This window comes from uncultured Cedecea sp. (assembly GCF_947498825.1).
Classification (GTDB): Bacteria; Pseudomonadota; Gammaproteobacteria; order Enterobacterales; family Enterobacteriaceae; genus JGM124.
On sequence record NZ_CANMLV010000002.1, the window covers coordinates 91,339 to 107,874 of the forward strand.

The following is a 16,536-nucleotide window of genomic DNA, read 5'->3' on the forward strand; positions in this document are numbered from 1 at the left end:
TTTACATGATTTTACGTTTGGAGTTCATCGCTCTTTTTTGCCTGGCGAAGCGTAGGGCAAAATAGAAACATCTCCAGCAAAATAGCAACATAATCATCCGCGTTTTTGTATAAATCAAAACTGTCTGGTGCAACCAGCCAGTTCTCGATCAAGCCGGTGATATAGCTGCGCATGGTGATAACTGCGTAGGATAAATTAAGGTTAACAGGAAGATAGCCCGCATCAATGCAGCGTTGTAAACTGGCTATGATACGTTCATTTCCTTCCAGGTAGAGGGCACGTCGTGCTTCCCGCATTACGGCAAGCTCACCCACAAATTCACATTTGTGAAAAATAATTTCTGTCATTAAGCGTCGGCGCTCTTCTGAAACGGTCGCCTGTAAGATATAAATAAGTAATTCTCTGACGACAGAAAGTGGATCGTCCGGGTATTTTGCCTGATACTCAATTTCTAAATCACCAATACTGGACTCTGTGAGTGTCCAGATTTCGTTGAATAACTCCGACTTATTTTTGAAATGCCAATAGATAGCTCCGCGTGTGACACCCGCAGCTTTTGCAATATCTGTCAGTGAAGTCGCAGATACGCCGTGTTGCGAAAACAGAGTAATCGCCACGTCGAGGAGATGCTGTCGAGTTTCAAGCGCTTGCGCTTTAGTTTTTCGTGCCATATGTCAGTGAATATGCGAGCGTCAGATTTACATACATTTGTGAATGTATGTAACATAGCACGACCAGAAGATAAACACAGTAGTGGGATTGTGGACATTTGCTCCATTGAATTAACGTTGAATTCGGACACTTGAGGTTTACATATGAACAAAAACAGAGGGTTTACGCCTCTGGCGGCCGTTCTGATGCTTTCAGGCAGCTTAGCGCTTACAGGATGTAACGAAAAAGAAAGCCAACAAAGTGCGCCGCCCACCCCTGAAGTGGGTGTAGTCACTTTGAAAAGCGAACCTTTGCAAATCACTAATGAACTTCCGGGGCGTACCAGCGCTTATCGTATTGCCGAAGTTCGTCCACAGGTAAGCGGGATCATTCTTAAACGTAACTTCACTGAAGGTAGCGATGTTCAGGCTGGTGTATCACTTTACCAAATCGATCCTGCTCCCTATCAGGCAGCTTACAACAGTGCGAATGGTGAACTTGCTAAAGCACAAGCCAGTGCGAATATTGCTCAACTAACCGTTAAACGGTATCAGAAATTACTCGGCACTCAGTATATTAGCCAGCAAGATTACGATCAGGCTGTCGCAACCTCTCAGCAAGCGAATGCTGCGGTCGTTGCAGCTAAAGCCGCTGTAGAAAGTGCACGTATTAATCTGGCCTACACCAAGATGACCTCGCCTATCAACGGTCGTACTGGCATGTCTTCAGTTACTGAAGGCGCTCTGGTGACCAGTGGTCAGGCTAATGCCTTAGTTACAGTTCAGCAAATCGACCCGATTTATGTTGATGTTACTCAATCCAGCGGCGAGTTTTTGCGTTTAAAGCAAGAACTGGCTGACGGTAAACTGAAACAAGAAAACGGTCAGGCTAAAGTTAAACTGATCACTAATGACGGTGTTGCCTATCAACAAGAAGGGACGCTGGAGTTTTCTGAAGTGACCGTCGACCCTTCTACCGGGTCTATCACTCTGCGCGCGGTATTCCCTAACCCGGATAAATCCTTACTGCCAGGCATGTTTGTTCGTGCCGAACTTGAAGAAGGGATTAATCCGACGGCTATTCTTGTTCCACAACAAGGTGTGACTCGTACGCCGCGTGGTGATGCATCAGCAATGATCGTCGATAAAGACAACAAAGTTGCTGTCCGCCAACTGACAACCGGTGCCGCTATTGGCAACAAATGGTTGGTGACGGAAGGATTACAGGATGGCGATCGCGTCATTATCAGTGGTCTGCAGAAAATAAAACCGGGTATTCAAGTAAATGCGCAAGAAGTTGCTGAAAGTGATGAAGGTCAACAGCAGTCCGCGACCGGTGCAAAGTCTGAATAGTAGTAGTCTTAACCCAAACAGGAGCCGTTAAGACATGGCTAAGTTTTTTATCGATCGCCCTATTTTCGCCTGGGTTATCGCCATTATTGTTATGCTGGCGGGGTTGCTTGCAATATTAAAGCTACCCGTGGCGCAATATCCAACGATTGCGCCTCCGGCTGTAACTATCGCGGCTAACTATCCAGGTGCGGATGCGAAAACAGTACAGGATTCTGTTACCCAGGTCATAGAACAGAATATGAACGGCCTCGATGGCCTGCTTTATATGTCTTCGGCCAGTGATTCTTCGGGTACAGTACAAATCACATTAACTTTTGATGCCGACACTGATGCAGATATTGCACAAGTCCAGGTTCAAAATAAACTGCAGCTCGCTATGCCGTTACTTCCTCAGGAAGTTCAGCAGCAAGGTGTTAACGTAGAGAAGTCCTCCAGTAGTTTCCTGATGGTTCTCGGTATGATCAATACCGACGGAACCATGCTTCAGGAAGATATTTCTGACTACCTCGGAGCAACAGTTAAAGACCCCATTAGTCGTACCAGTGGGGTGGGTGACGTGCAACTGTTCGGTTCTCAGTACGCGATGCGTATCTGGTTGAACCCGCATGAACTCAATAACTATAACCTGACGCCAACCGACATTGTCACTGCACTGAAAGCACAAAACGCCCAGGTTGCAGCTGGCCAGTTAGGCGGTACGCCGCCAGTTAAAGGCCAGGAATTAAACGCCTCAATCATCGCCCAGACACGTCTAACCTCTGTCGATGAATTCAGCAAAATTTTACTGAAAGTGAACGCTGACGGCTCCCGCGTTTTGTTACGTGATGTAGCAAAAGTTGAGCTAGGTGCCGAGAATTATGATGTTATTGCCCGCTATAACGGCAAACCAGCATCAGGGCTTGGTATCAAACTGGCAACTGGTGCGAATGCGCTGGAAACCGCACAGGCTGTCCGGGATACTGTCGAAAGACTTAAACCTTTCTTCCCTGCCGGGCTGGAAGTCGTTTATCCATATGACACCACTCCCTTCATTAAAATCTCTATTAATGAAGTAGTGAAAACGCTGCTGGAAGCGATTTTACTGGTGTTCTTGGTTATGTATCTGTTCTTGCAGAACTTCCGTGCAACATTGATTCCAACCATTGCTGTCCCGGTTGTTATCCTGGGGACTTTTGCCGTTCTTGCCGTGTTTGGTTATTCGATAAACACCCTCACGATGTTCGGGTTGGTGCTCGCGATAGGCTTGCTGGTAGATGATGCCATCGTGGTGGTTGAGAACGTTGAACGTGTGATGGTTGAGGACGGTCTGTCGCCGAAAGAAGCAACGCGTAAGTCGATGGGGCAGATCCAGGGAGCCTTGGTCGGTATTGCCCTTGTTCTGTCGGCGGTATTTATACCAATGGCATTCTTTGGTGGCTCAACCGGTGCTATCTATCGTCAGTTCTCGATAACTATCGTTTCGGCGATGATCCTTTCTGTTCTGGTGGCCATGATTTTGACCCCAGCACTGTGTGCAACGATGCTGAAGCCTCTTCAGCCAGGTCACGAACACAAGAAAGGCTTCTTCGGCTGGTTTAACAACATGTTCGAGAAGAGCACACACCACTATACCGACAGCGTTGCCAGAATTCTGCGTAGCACCGGTCGTTATTTAGTGCTGTATGTGGTGTTGGTTGCGGGTATGGCTCTGATGTTTGTCCGCTTACCAAGCTCCTTCTTACCTGATGAAGATCAGGGTGTTCTGTTGTCAATGGCGCAGCTGCCTGCTGGCTCAACTCAGCAACAAACACAGAAAGTGCTCGATCAAGTTAATGACTACTATCTGACCAAAGAAAAAGACAACGTTAACTCAGTATTTACCGTTAACGGCTTTGGTTTCTCAGGTCGTGGACAGAACGTGGGTCTGGCATTTATCTCACTGAAAAACTGGGATGAACGTAAGGGTGAAGAAAACAAAGTTCCTGCTATTGCGCAACGAGCGAATATTGCTCTGTCGCAAATTCGGGAAGCCATGGTCTTTGCCTTTAACTTACCAGCAATTGTTGAACTGGGTACCGCCACCGGTTTTGACTTCGAGTTAATTGACCAGGCAAACCTCGGTCATGAGCAACTGACACAAGCGCGCAACCAGCTGCTTGGAATGACAGCTCAGCACCCTGATTTATTAGTGGGTGTGCGTCCGAATGGTCTGGAAGATACACCGCAATTCAAAATTGAAGTGGATCAGGAAAAAGCACAAGCACTGGGTGTCTCTATCACTGACATTAACACCACACTCAGCTCAGCCTGGGGGGGAAGTTATGTTAATGACTTCATCGACCGTGGCCGTGTGAAACGTGTTTATGTTATGGCTGATGCACCTTATCGTATGCTGCCATCTGATATCGGTAAATGGTACGTACGTAGCAGCTCAGGTCAAATGGTGCCATTCTCAGAATTCACCAGTTCACGCTGGGAGTATGGTTCACCGCGTCTGGAGCGCTATAACGGGCTTCCGTCTATGGAAATTCTCGGTCAGGCAGCGCCAGGTAAAAGTACCGGTGAGGCTATGCTGATGATGGAAGAGCTGGCCGCTAAACTGCCTACAGGTATAGGTTACGACTGGACAGGAATGTCGTATCAGGAACGTCTTTCAGGTAACCAGGCTCCGGCTCTGTATGCTATCTCACTGATTGTGGTGTTCTTGTGTCTGGCAGCCTTGTATGAAAGCTGGTCGATACCCTTCTCGGTTATGCTGGTGGTTCCGCTCGGAGTATTTGGTGCATTAGCGGCAACCACGATACGCGGTCTGACAAATGATGTTTACTTCCAGGTGGGTCTTCTCACAACCATTGGTTTGTCGGCGAAGAATGCGATACTTATCGTAGAATTCGCCAAAGACTTAATGGAAAAAGAAGGAAAAGGCCTGGTAGAAGCTACTCTGGAAGCAGTACGTATGCGTCTGCGTCCGATTTTGATGACCTCGCTGGCATTTATGCTCGGTATCATGCCACTGGTTATCAGTAGTGGTGCAGGCAGCGGTGCACAGAATGCAGTAGGTACAGGCGTACTTGGGGGGATGATAACAGCAACTATCCTCGCCATATTCTTTGTACCCGTATTCTTTGTGGTCATTCGTCGTCGCTTTAGCCGTAAAAGCGAAGATATTGAACACGCGCATCCTGTTGAACATAAAAACTAAGTAACGCTAAGGCCGTGGAAACCCCACGGCCTTAAATTTCTGATTGAAAGGGAAAGGAGGATGACAGAGTATTTTTATTATTGAATTTTATTCAATAATAAAAGGATGCACCTATTTAACGTTTCAGCTCTTTATTTAACCTCTTCTGTTTTGTAATAATTATTTTTCTGACCTCACAATCTATTCATAATTTTAATCAACTCGAACTCAACTATTAGTCTTGATAATATTTGGTATATCGAATTTGTACACTGACTGATTCGCTTCCGCTATTCCCATACCAGGAATATTCTTAGTTACGTGCTGCTACGCCAACAATTAACAAAAAGAACAAAAAACAACCACAAGAATAACCATCTTTTGCATGGCCAAGCTTCGTCAATCATCTTTAATCATTATTTGTAAATTTACGTTAACGTTAATATCAAAGAGTTAATTGCTCCACTTACCTGTACCCTGTTTGCTATAAACTCTCCTTTTCTTTTCTCACACCATGAAATCTTATCGTTATTGCTTTATAATGAATCTGCATGTAATAATCATAACCGCAGTTCTTCACCTGTTTAGGTTTTGTCCACTCCAACGGATTACGTTTATTGTTGTTGTCGATAAAGGGGCTGTTATATGGATGAGTATTCACCAAAGCGACATGATATTGCAGAATTGAAGTTTCTGTGTGAGAGTTTGCAGCGAGATTGCTTGCTCAACCTCGATAGCAGCAACCACGGCTGGGTTAATGACCCAACATCGGTGACTCATTTGCAACTCAATGAATTGATTGAGCACATCGCTGCATTCGCACTTAATTATAAAATTAAGTACGTTGATGATAGCAAGCTTATTGAACTCGTTGATGAATACCTTGATGATAGTTTTGCGCTGTTCAGTAACTACAGTATAAATGGGCAAGATCTCCAAAAGTGGCAAGGTTCGGAACATCGCCTGTTCCAAAGCCTCATTAATGAGGATCATGATAATTCTGTGAACATTTCGTTAGAAAAAAATATTAAAAATACTTAAGGCTAATTTATGACAGATAAACCTTTAACTAAAATTGATTATTTGATGCGCTTGCGGCGATGCCAGACAATTGACACGCTAGAGCGTGTGATTGAAAAAAATAAATACGAATTATCGGATAATGAACTAGCAGTGTTCTATTCAGCTGCGGACCACCGTCTTGCCGAGCTCACAATGAATAAGCTTTACGATAAAATTCCAGCTTCAGTATGGAAATTCATTCGCTAATTCATTCGTAAATTTGAACGAATTAGTAGCAGCATATTTTCCTGTAACTCTACCCTGCTTTTAGATGCCATCACCTAAAAAGCGTAAGCAATTGTTTTAAAACAGAAAAATATAGAAATACTATGCACTTCATACGCGGTCCCAGGTCTGGGCTACGAAAAAACAGGATGGCATTAGGTGATTACCCAAGACTTATGGTAAAGAGTATCTTCGCAGGTGGAAACATCAACTGTTATGGTTTTTTTTAGTCTTTCTGTTACTTTCTTGCCAGGCATGAGCTTCTTAAAATAGCGTTGTCCTATGTCTAACTCGAACAGTTCTGAACATTAAAAGGCTTACCATGAATGAAATCCAACGCCTGCTGATCAACACCATTGAAAAATTGAATGTGGCTGAGAAGCGTGATAATAAACCACGCTTTAGTATCAGTTTTATTCGTAAGCATCCAGGCCTGTTTATTGGCATGTACATCGGATTGTTTGCAACACTGTGGGTCATGCTGGCGTCTGAGACGCTGGCCGGGCAAGCTTGGTTACTGATTGTTCTTTTTGCTCTGTTGAATGTATTTTTCTTTTTTGATGTTAACCCGCGTTATCGCTACAGCGACATTGATGTGCTTGATTTTCGGGTCTGCTACAACGGTGAGTGGTATAACACGCGTAATGTGCCAGATACATTGATCAACGATATTTTACATTCCCCTCAGGTCGATGATGCGCAGAAATCATTACTGAACACAATGCTGGACCGAAAAGGGGAATTATCATTTTATGATGTATATTCATTAACTCGCCAGCAATCCGTTGCCAGCAACTAATCATCAACGACGTTTTTTCTTGCCCTGAACAGCTTTGAAACGTGGATTAGTTTTGCAAATGACATAGAGTCGCCCCTTACGTCTGACTATCTGACAATCGGGGTGACGATTTTTTGCGCTGCGTAACGAATTGAGTACCTGCATAATTTAATCTTTCTTCCCACCAAAAAAATTGCCAAAGCGTTGCTGGAATCGTGCCGGCCCGCCTTCATTGGTATAAACCTTCTGTTTTCCGGTGTAATACGGATGCGATGAGGATGAAACTTCAATTGTGACATACGGATAATTCACACCTTCAAGCTCAATGGTTCTTTCCGTTTTAATCGTCGAACCAATTTTAAAATACTCATTCGCACTGGTGTCATGAAATACGACTGTGCGATAGGCAGGATGGATCCCTTGCTGCATAACGGCCTCACTGATATGTTATAATATAACATCACTTTAAAATGACTTGACCAGAAAAGCAAGCTTTCTGCCACAGTTCCAATGCCGACCATTACCATCATATGGGTTAAGTCTCCCTTCCCATCTTCCTTTTCTTATTTATGCAAAAGCTAAGAACCCCACAACGGAATAGCTTAGAAGATAACAATATTGGGCGAACTTATACGCTTACAGATAAGTTATGTTCATCGCCACCCGAACCAACAAAAATAGGATATAGCCATGAAACAGTGCCGCTGTTGTACCGAACATCGCCAAGATTACTCTACTCACTTATTGATTTTTGGAGTACAAAATGAGCAACAATCCAGACCTGGCACTGCCAATACTTGATCTCTCCCAATTAAAAGGAACGCCAACCGATCGCGCAGCATTTCTGAGTCAGCTACGCTACGCCGCACGTGAAATCGGCTTCTTCTATCTCATCAACCATGGTATTAGCAATGAGCTGCAACAAGCGGTTCAACAGCTATCTCGCCTGTTCTTCGCTCTTTCTGATGACCAAAAAGAAAATGTCAGCATGATCCACTCCCCCCATTTTCGTGGCTATAACCGTGCAGTCAGCGAACTGACAAGGGGGAAACCTGACTGGCGTGAACAATTTGATATTGGCGCTGAACGCCCGGCCCTGGCCTTTGATGAAAATACTCCCGTATGGAGCAGGCTTCAGGGACCTAACTTATGGCCAGAAGCACTGCCTGCATTAAAAACCACGGTTTTGCAATGGCAAAGTGAAATGGCTGAGGTCGCACTCACGCTGTTGAAAACACTTGCCACGGCACTGAGCCTGCCAGAAAACGCTTTTGAAAAACTCTACGGCAACGAACCAAATGAACACATTAAACTCATTCGTTACCCAGGAGTGCAAGGTACTCAAAGCAATCAAGGGGTCGGTGCGCATAAAGATTCCGGCTTCCTGAGCTTTTTGCTCCAGGATGACCAAAAAGGTCTGCAAGTTGAAGTCTCTCCAAATAACTGGATTGATGCCAGCCCTCTGCCCGGCAGTTTTGTAGTCAATATTGGTGAGTTATTAGAACTGGCGACCAATGGCTACTTACGTGCAACGGTACACCGTGTTGTCTCACCCCCCGCCAATCAAGAACGCCTGTCTATCGCGTTCTTCCTCGGCGCACAACTGGATGCCGTAGTACCTGTTTATGAACTACCCGAAGAACTCTCTCGTGAAGCACAAGGACCGGAAAGCGATCCACAGAATCCGCTGTTGCGTGATGTTGGCTGGAACTATTTGAAAGGTCGTCTACGCTCACATCCTGATGTAGCTGAACGTTACTACCCTGAAACTATTAAAAAAACCTCAGAAATTGTTGCTTAAGCATAGGAAGAAATCGATGAAAATAACGTCATTTAAGTTGGCCAGTATCGCTCTGTCACTCTCCTTTGCTTTTGCCGCTCAGGCTGCGAATGCACTGCGAATTGCAGCAGATCCCGTACCTCACGCAGAGATCCTCGCCTTTGTGCAGAAAGAAGACCCGGCCAATAAACTCAAAGTGATTGAACTGAGTAACGGCATTAACGCCAATGAGTTATTAGCTAATGGTGACGTTGATGCCAACTATTTCCAGCATTTACCTTATCTGCTGGATCAGGAAAAAGCGCTCGGTAAGAAATTTGTTGTAGCAGCGACCGTACATATTGAACCGTTTGGCGTTTATTCGAGAAAATATAAATCACTCAATGATGTTCCGAATGGCGCAACTGTCGCCATCCCGAATAACGTAACGAACTTGAGTCGTGGGCTATATTTATTACAGGACAACGGGTTGATTACCCTGAAACCTGAATTTAAAGATGCATCTTTGAAGCTTGCCACACCAAAAGATATCGTCGATAACCCGAAAAACCTGAAGATTGTTGAAGTCGAGTCCCCGCAGATCCCACGTTCTCTCGATGATGTTGACTTAGGGATAATCAATGGAAATTACGCCCTTGAAGCAGGTTTAGTACCGGCAAAAGATGCTCTGGCTCTGGAGAGTGCCGTGAATAATCCTTATGCCAATCTTCTGGTCACCACGCCTGAGCTGGCTAACGATCCGCGCATTAAAGCTCTGGCCAAAGATCTGGAATCAAAAGCGACCGCTGATTTTATTAATCAACAGTATAACAACTCCGTTATTCCGGTTGCTCACAAACCATGATTACACTTGAGCGGCTGAGCAAAGTGTATGCTGGAGAAGGCCAACCGGCGCTTGATGAGATAAACCTGATGGTGCCGAAAGGCGCCATCTATGGGATCCTTGGCCGCAGTGGCGCAGGAAAAAGTACACTGATCCGCTGCCTAAATTTACTGGAGCGGCCCACCTCGGGCCGCATCATTATGAATGGTCAGGATATCACCACTTATTCTCAGCGAGATTTACGATTACATCGTCAACGCACGGGGATGGTATTCCAGCATTTCAATCTTATCCATGCGCGTAATGTTGAAGACAATATTGCCGTTCCGTTAGAAATTGCCGGTGTTTCAAAGGATAAGCGAAAATTACGCGTCCTGGAGTTACTGGACTTGGTTGGTCTCAGTGATAAAGCCAAAGCCTTTCCTTCCCAGTTATCTGGCGGGCAAAAGCAGCGGGTAGGTATTGCCCGCGCCTTAGCAGCGCACCCCAATATCTTACTGTGTGATGAAGCCACCAGCGCACTTGATCCGGAAACGACCGCTTCTGTGCTGGGATTACTGTCAGAAATTAACCGTCAGTTAGGCCTGACGATTGTTCTTATTACCCACCAGCTAGAGGTAGTCAAAACAATTTGTGACCATGCCGCATTGCTGGAAAAAGGCAGGTTGATTGAGAGTGGCCCTCTGTCTGAAAGACTGGTTGATCCCTTCTCGCGCTTGCGTAGTGCTTTGCTTCACAACAGCGAAGCCGAAAAAGAATTTTTACGCCGTCATGGTGTTGAAGAGAGGGTATTATGCGTCGCCTGACTTGGGAAGACTTATGGTCGTTATTACTCGACGGTACGCTGGATACGCTTTATATGGTGGCTCTGGCGGCATTATTTACGTTGTTAATCGGTTTACCATTGGGCGTATTACTGTTTGTGACCCGCCGTGGAGGGGTTATGTCCGCGCCACGTTTGAATCAGCTACTCGGCAGCATTATTAATGTCGGCCGTTCATTACCCTTTATTGTGTTACTGATAGCGCTTATTCCTTTTACTCGCGTGATTGTCGGCACCACGCTCGGGAGTACTGCCGCTGTTGTCCCTATCACTATCGGCGCTTTTCCCTTCTTTGCACGTATTGTGGAAAGCGCTTTGGATGAAGTCGATAAAGGACGTATAGAGGCCATTCTCTCGATGGGCGGTAATGCCTGGCACGTCATCAGTAAAGTGCTCTTACCCGAAGCCTTACCTGCCCTGCTGGCTGGTATCACGCTAACCATAGTGATGCTGATCGGCTTTTCTTCCATGGCAGGAGTGATTGGCGGCGGTGGCTTAGGTGATTTAGCTATCCGTTATGGTTATCAGCGTTTTAATGACCAGGTGATGATAGGCACCGTGGTTATCATGGTCGCTATGGTTCAACTGGTACAAAGTACCGGCGACCGTTTGGTTCGTCGTCTTGCTCATCGTCGTTAAACTTTCTTAACCCTTCCTGTCCGGTATCCTGTCCAGATGCCGGATATTTCTTTTCAAGCCTCGTTATACCCTGCCAGCCATTCCGAAACGTTTTTTTTGGCTGTAGATCACAAAACCAATTTGTTAACGATAACAAAGGTGATTTCAATCACATTTTTATTGATTTTTACTTCCAACAATAAAAGTTAACGTTAACAATTGGCTCAATAAATCTTCAGGGGATAGCCGCTATGGCTCTGACAATACGCAAACAACATCATTATTTGGTTCTGAGTGGACTCCTGTTTACCTTCTTCTGGACTTGGTCTTCTGTCTTTTCACTGATCTCTCTCTGGTTACATCAAAAAATAGGGCTCAGTGGCGCAGAAACCGGTCTGATATTTTCTATTATCGCGCTGACAGCTTTGTGCGCACAGCCGTTATACGGTTTTATACAAGATAAACTGGGTCTGAAAAAAACACTGCTGCAGGTCATTGGTTTCTTATTGGTCATCAGTGGCCCTTATTTTATTTTTGTCTGCACCCCCCTGCTTCAGACTCATATTGTACCGGGGGCTGTCAGCATCGGGCTTTATGTCGGCGCGACCTTCTTTGCCGGTATTGGGGCTTTAGAGTGTTATACCGAACGTGTCAGTCGTATCGTCGGTTTTGAATACGGACGAGCCAGAATGTGGGGGTCGCTGGGCTGGGCCGGTGCCACCTTACTTGCCGGGTTATTGTTTAACATTAACCCACAACTAAATTTCTGGATGGGGAGTATTTCAGCGCTGATTTTCATCACGCTTTTATGGTGGATGAAAGATGTTCAGACTAATGCATTTAATGAACTGGAATACGGCAAAACCAGTGCTCTTTCGCTCAATGATGCATTAAGCCTGCTTAAACTACCGCGCTTCTGGGCATTAGTGGTCTTTGTCTGTGGTGTCAGCGTTTATAACGTTTACGATCAACAATTTCCTATCTATTTTGCCTCGCTATTCAGTGACATCAATCATGGGAATGAGATGTTCGGTTTTCTGAACTCATTCCAGGTATTCCTTGAAGCGATAGGCATGTTCCTCGCCCCCTTCCTGGTGAATAAAATTGGTGCAAAACGTGGCTTATTGCTGAGTGGTTTTATTATGGCACTGCGTATCTTTGGCTCCGGTATGGCTGCCGATACGGTAACGATTTCACTGATGAAATTACTGCATGCGGTTGAGCTACCAATCTTATTAATCGCGATGTTTAAATACATCACGACCCAATTCGATCAGCGACTTTCTGCCACACTCTATTTGGTCGGATTCCAGTTCATCACCTCCATTTGCGCCAGCGTTTTATCACCACTGGTGGGCCAAGGCTATGACCAGCTTGGGTTCCCGGATACCTATATGATCCTCTCCGGTCTGGTGCTCTTCTTTACACTGATTTCAGGTTTCTTGCTTAATGGCGATACGCCAAAACAGCCCGTTGCTCCTCTTAATTTACAAACCAGGTAATGATCATGAAAAGCCAACTTTTCCAGGCACAACAAGCCTTAGAAGCGAATATTAAGACCAGGGGTAATACCTTTTATCCGCAGTTCCATCTGTCACCACCCGCAGGCTGGATGAATGATCCTAATGGGCTGATTTACCACAATGGCCTCTACCATGCTTTCTATCAGCATCATCCGTTTGATGAGAACTGGGGTCCGATGCACTGGGGGCATGCTACAAGCCAGGATATGGTGCACTGGACAACACAACCTATCGCCCTGGCACCTGGTGATGAATGGGATACCGATGGCTGTTTTTCTGGCAGTGCGGTCGATGATAATGGCGTACTATCCCTTATCTATACCGGCCATATCTGGCTGGACGGTAGTGGCAATGACAGCGCTATTCATCAGGTTCAGTGCCTGGCAACCAGTCAGGACGGGATCCATTTTGAAAAGCAAGGTGTCATTCTGAACCCACCGCCTGGCATCATGCATTTTCGTGACCCAAAAGTCTGGCTGCAGGATGGAGAATGGTGGATGGTCATCGGTGCACGCGATATTGACGATCGCGGTCTGGTTCTTCTCTATCGTGGGAGCTCACTGCGCGACTGGCAATTAGACAGGGTACTGGCACAAGCTGATGCTGAGATGGGATATATGTGGGAATGCCCTGACTTTTTCCCACTCGGTGAAGAGCAACTCCTCATGTTCTCTCCTCAGGGTATCCAGGCTCAAGGCTTTGAGAATCTTAATCTGTTCCAGAGCGGATATCTACGCGGTAAGTGGCAGCCTGGTCGTGATTTCACCGCGGTACAGAACTTTGTTGAAATGGACAGAGGCCACGATTTTTATGCCCCACAATCTTTTATTGCTGCCGATGGTCGCCGTATAGTGATGGGCTGGATGGATATGTGGGAATCGCCTATGCCAGGAAAAAAAGAAGGCTGGGCGGGTTCTTTGACTCTGCCACGCGAACTGAGTCTCGGTCCACAAGGCCAAATTCTGCAACGCCCCGTTGCCGAGCTAACCAGGCTACGTACTGAGCACTACACAATAACTCCATGCTGGCTGGATATCGAGCCACAACAACTTCAGCAACAGGCGAAAACCATTGAACTGGAACTGAGCTGGGATTGTGCGGCAAGCAGCGCTGAGTGCTATGGCCTGCGCTTAGGTAGTTGCCTTGAACTGTATGTTGATTCAGGCGAAAAACGACTGATTCTGTCTCGCCGTTCAGATGACGAAGCACTCAACAGTGAACGTAGTGTTGCCATCGATACCACAAGTGAGCTGAAACTACGGATATTTATCGATCATAGTTCGGTTGAGGTGTTTATTAATCAAGGTGAAGCCTGCATGACCAGCCGTATCTATCCACAGCCTGACGACCGCCAGTTAGCCCTGTTTGCCGATAAAGGCCGGGCACTCTGCCAGGGCGGTCTGTTATGGGAGCTCAGCAGTTTACAATGAAACCCGCTTCAGTAACGGGCAAGGCAGATAGTTAATACCGCGGCTTTGCCGCCCTTCAATTACGTGCAATGCCGCCTGACGACCCAGTTCGTGGTGCGGTAATTGCACGGTACTCAGCGGCGGTAAAAAGAGCTCGCCAACACCAATCAGATTGTCATATCCCAGCACTGCCACTTGTTGTGGAATATTGACGCCTTTTGCCAGCAGCTGCTGATAACCGACAAAAGCAATTCTGTCGTTACCACATACCAGCACATCAAAATCGGGCAGTCCCTGTGCGCAATGCGTCTCCAGTAAAGGAGCGAGATCGGTATAGTGAGCATCTCCCATTGTCATATGATACTGCTGAACGTCATCCAGATTCAGACCGGCTTCTTGCCAGGCTTTTTCAAAACCCTCACGTCGCGCTTTGCTGGCGAGAGTTTCAACGGGCAGCCAGAAACAAAGCGGTCGTCGATAGCCCTGAGCAATTAAATAACGGGTAGCTTCATACTGACCGGAAAAGTCATCGGGAATATAACAAGGCAGTGAGGGATCATCAGTGACACAGTTCGCCAGCACGATGGATTTATCTTCAAGAGCTTTAGGCAGTGTAACGTGACGTAAACCCATGGTAGTAAAAATAATCCCGTCTGGCCGCTGGGATAATAGCTGTTTAACCGCTCGTTCACTGTCATCAACAGAGAGAATATTAATCAGAAAACTGTTCCATCCCGATTCACGTGCAGTCTGTTCAATCGCCAGTAACATTTCGACCGAAAAGGGTGTGGTCGCCGTATCGAGAGCCAAAATAGCAATCGTCGAGGCACTGACCCCTTGATTACGAATTTTTCGCGCGGAATAATCGGGCACGTAATGCAGGGTATCAATGGCCTGCTGCACCCGTTCTCTGGTGGCGGGTTTAACATTATCGGGATGATTGATCACCCGCGAGACTGTCATTAAAGAAACCCCGGCCATCGTTGCTACGTCTTTTAAAGAAGCCATATCATCCGCGAAAAGAGAGGGAAACCATGATATTAACGTGTTTTCTGCGAGTTTAACAATCACAGACAACCTGATTCAGTGGCCAGATTGCCTGCCGGGATAAATACAGAAGGGTTATGACAAGGCTTCGACTTTCTTAAAAGCTTCCAATAAAACTTCAGGTGAAAGTTCGATCGGTAAAGCATGAATCGACTCACCCGGTTGTAATACCCGGGTAATAACTTGATTCAACTGTTCTGTTTGATGAATATCAACATCCAATTGCGCCAGCTTCGTTGGCAGATTAAAGCGAGCAAAGGCGTGGGTTAACTGCCGCAGAACATCGTCCTGGCCAAGCAAAGCACTTTGTACCAGAATGCCGTAAGCCACTTTTGTACCATGCAGAAAACGATCTGTTTGTGGCAACGTCGTCAGGCCATTATGTATCGCATGTGCAGCTGCTACGCGGGTATAACGCTCTCCCAGCCCCCCGACCATACCGCCACCGGCAATAATCGCATCAACCACATCGAAAAACTTTTGGCTAAGCAATCCATTTGCGCTGTCCTCCAGCGCCTGTTCACTGCTTTCCAGTAATACGTCACGTATGCTGAGCGCAGCACTTAACCCTAACCGCACCGTCAGCGGCAAGTTTTCTGGCTGTGGGCTAAGAACCACGGCTTCATACCATTTTGCCAGCGTGTCGCCAATGCCGGCGAGCAAATACTCAGCGGGTGCATGCAGAATAATTTCAGGCTCAACCAGTACCAGATGGTTAGCATCGTTAAAAATTTCATAACCCAAGGCCTGCCCGGCATCGTTATACCAGACTGACAGCGGAGTCCAGGCAGCACAGGTCGCAGCGATAGTCGGCACAGCCACCAGCGGCGCTTTCAGCCTTCTGGCGACAGCTTTTACGGTATCCAGCAATGCCCCACCACCAATGCCAATCACTACCTGGCTATCTCCCGCCTCGGCGACCAGACGCTGAACATCGCTTTCGCTACAGTGACCGCGAAACAGAATATGTTTCGCCCCTGACAAAGTAAAAGCCGCAGGTAAAAATGGTTTAGCCGCCGCCAGGGCTCGTTCACCGTAAATCCACACAGCCTGACTTAGCTGTTCTTCAGAATAGAACTCATTCAGCCGAGAAAGGCTACCCGGATGAGAGAAATAATTAGCGGGCCCGGTAACGACACGAATAGCGGTGCTGGACATGATTTATTTCCTTTACATACGTTGTCGTAGGAACGATTTAACTCTAATATATGTCCAGACTTCTGGACGGCTAATAACATTTAGTTTTATCTTATTCCTTTTCACTCATTGCACGCAACTCGGAAGG

At 46.4% G+C, this 16,536-nt stretch carries 16 protein-coding genes; 11 read left to right on the top strand and 5 right to left on the bottom strand.

Annotated elements, in window-relative coordinates; all coding sequences use genetic code 11:
- Window positions 1–11: 11 nt before the first annotated feature.
- On the bottom strand, window positions 12–671 hold the full coding sequence (gene acrR, locus Q1A40_RS03835; RefSeq protein ID WP_299998113.1) for a multidrug efflux transporter transcriptional repressor AcrR: 660 nt from the start codon (window positions 669–671) through the stop codon (window positions 12–14).
- Between the two features lie 144 nt (window positions 672–815).
- Here acrR and Q1A40_RS03840 point away from each other — a divergent pair, with 144 nt between their 5' ends.
- The 5 genes from Q1A40_RS03840 (at window position 816) to Q1A40_RS03860 (ending at window position 7,249) form a co-directional block, all read left to right on the top strand.
- The gene (locus Q1A40_RS03840; RefSeq protein WP_299998115.1) at window positions 816–2,003 is read left to right on the top strand and encodes an efflux RND transporter periplasmic adaptor subunit; all 1,188 of its coding nucleotides are present in this window, start codon (window positions 816–818) and stop codon (window positions 2,001–2,003) included.
- A gap of 34 nt (window positions 2,004–2,037) precedes the next feature.
- Entirely contained in the window at window positions 2,038–5,184 is a 3,147-nt protein-coding gene (gene acrB, locus Q1A40_RS03845; protein WP_299998117.1) for a multidrug efflux RND transporter permease subunit AcrB, read from the top strand.
- Between the two features lie 624 nt (window positions 5,185–5,808).
- The gene (tomB, locus tag Q1A40_RS03850; RefSeq protein ID WP_299998119.1) at window positions 5,809–6,204 is read left to right on the top strand and encodes an Hha toxicity modulator TomB; all 396 of its coding nucleotides are present in this window, start codon (window positions 5,809–5,811) and stop codon (window positions 6,202–6,204) included.
- Window positions 6,205–6,213: 9 nt separating this feature from the next.
- Window positions 6,214–6,432, top strand: coding sequence for an HHA domain-containing protein (locus tag Q1A40_RS03855; RefSeq protein ID WP_299998120.1), 219 nt, complete (start codon window positions 6,214–6,216; stop codon window positions 6,430–6,432).
- A gap of 340 nt (window positions 6,433–6,772) precedes the next feature.
- On the top strand, window positions 6,773–7,249 hold the full coding sequence (locus Q1A40_RS03860; RefSeq protein WP_299998121.1) for a YlaC family protein: 477 nt from the start codon (window positions 6,773–6,775) through the stop codon (window positions 7,247–7,249).
- Between the two features lie 3 nt (window positions 7,250–7,252).
- Here Q1A40_RS03860 and ykgO read toward each other — a convergent pair whose 3' ends face one another.
- Complete coding sequence (gene ykgO, locus Q1A40_RS03865) at window positions 7,253–7,393, bottom strand: type B 50S ribosomal protein L36 (RefSeq protein WP_299998122.1); 141 nt, start codon at window positions 7,391–7,393, stop codon at window positions 7,253–7,255.
- Window positions 7,394–7,396: 3 nt separating this feature from the next.
- Window positions 7,397–7,657: a type B 50S ribosomal protein L31 gene (locus Q1A40_RS03870; protein WP_299998123.1), complete on the bottom strand. Its 261-nt coding sequence runs from the start codon at window positions 7,655–7,657 to the stop codon at window positions 7,397–7,399.
- 334 nt (window positions 7,658–7,991) lie between these two features.
- Between Q1A40_RS03870 and Q1A40_RS03875 the strand changes: the two genes are divergently transcribed.
- The 6 genes from Q1A40_RS03875 (at window position 7,992) to Q1A40_RS03900 (ending at window position 14,225) form a co-directional block, all read left to right on the top strand.
- Window positions 7,992–9,029, top strand: a complete 1,038-nt coding sequence (locus Q1A40_RS03875; protein ID WP_299998124.1) for an isopenicillin N synthase family oxygenase — start codon at window positions 7,992–7,994, stop codon at window positions 9,027–9,029.
- 16 nt (window positions 9,030–9,045) lie between these two features.
- On the top strand, window positions 9,046–9,852 hold the full coding sequence (locus tag Q1A40_RS03880; RefSeq protein ID WP_299998125.1) for a MetQ/NlpA family ABC transporter substrate-binding protein: 807 nt from the start codon (window positions 9,046–9,048) through the stop codon (window positions 9,850–9,852).
- A complete protein-coding gene (locus Q1A40_RS03885) occupies window positions 9,849–10,637 on the top strand; it encodes a methionine ABC transporter ATP-binding protein (protein WP_299998126.1) in 789 nt (262 codons plus the stop codon). Before Q1A40_RS03880 ends, Q1A40_RS03885 begins: the two co-directional genes overlap by 4 nt.
- Window positions 10,634–11,293, top strand: coding sequence for a methionine ABC transporter permease (locus Q1A40_RS03890; RefSeq protein WP_299998336.1), 660 nt, complete (start codon window positions 10,634–10,636; stop codon window positions 11,291–11,293). Before Q1A40_RS03885 ends, Q1A40_RS03890 begins: the two co-directional genes overlap by 4 nt.
- Window positions 11,294–11,523: 230 nt before the next feature.
- Window positions 11,524–12,774 (top strand): MFS transporter, encoded by a 1,251-nt coding sequence (locus tag Q1A40_RS03895; protein WP_299998127.1) that lies wholly within the window; start codon window positions 11,524–11,526, stop codon window positions 12,772–12,774.
- Between the two features lie 2 nt (window positions 12,775–12,776).
- Complete coding sequence (locus tag Q1A40_RS03900; protein ID WP_299998337.1) at window positions 12,777–14,225, top strand: glycoside hydrolase family 32 protein; 1,449 nt, start codon at window positions 12,777–12,779, stop codon at window positions 14,223–14,225.
- Here the strand turns inward: Q1A40_RS03900 and Q1A40_RS03905 are convergent.
- On the bottom strand, window positions 14,217–15,212 hold the full coding sequence (locus Q1A40_RS03905) for a LacI family DNA-binding transcriptional regulator (RefSeq protein WP_299998128.1): 996 nt from the start codon (window positions 15,210–15,212) through the stop codon (window positions 14,217–14,219). The genes Q1A40_RS03900 and Q1A40_RS03905 overlap by 9 nt on opposite strands.
- Before the next feature lie 114 nt (window positions 15,213–15,326).
- Window positions 15,327–16,409, bottom strand: a complete 1,083-nt coding sequence (locus Q1A40_RS03910; RefSeq protein WP_299998129.1) for an oxidoreductase — start codon at window positions 16,407–16,409, stop codon at window positions 15,327–15,329.
- Between the last annotated feature and the right edge of the window lie 127 nt (window positions 16,410–16,536).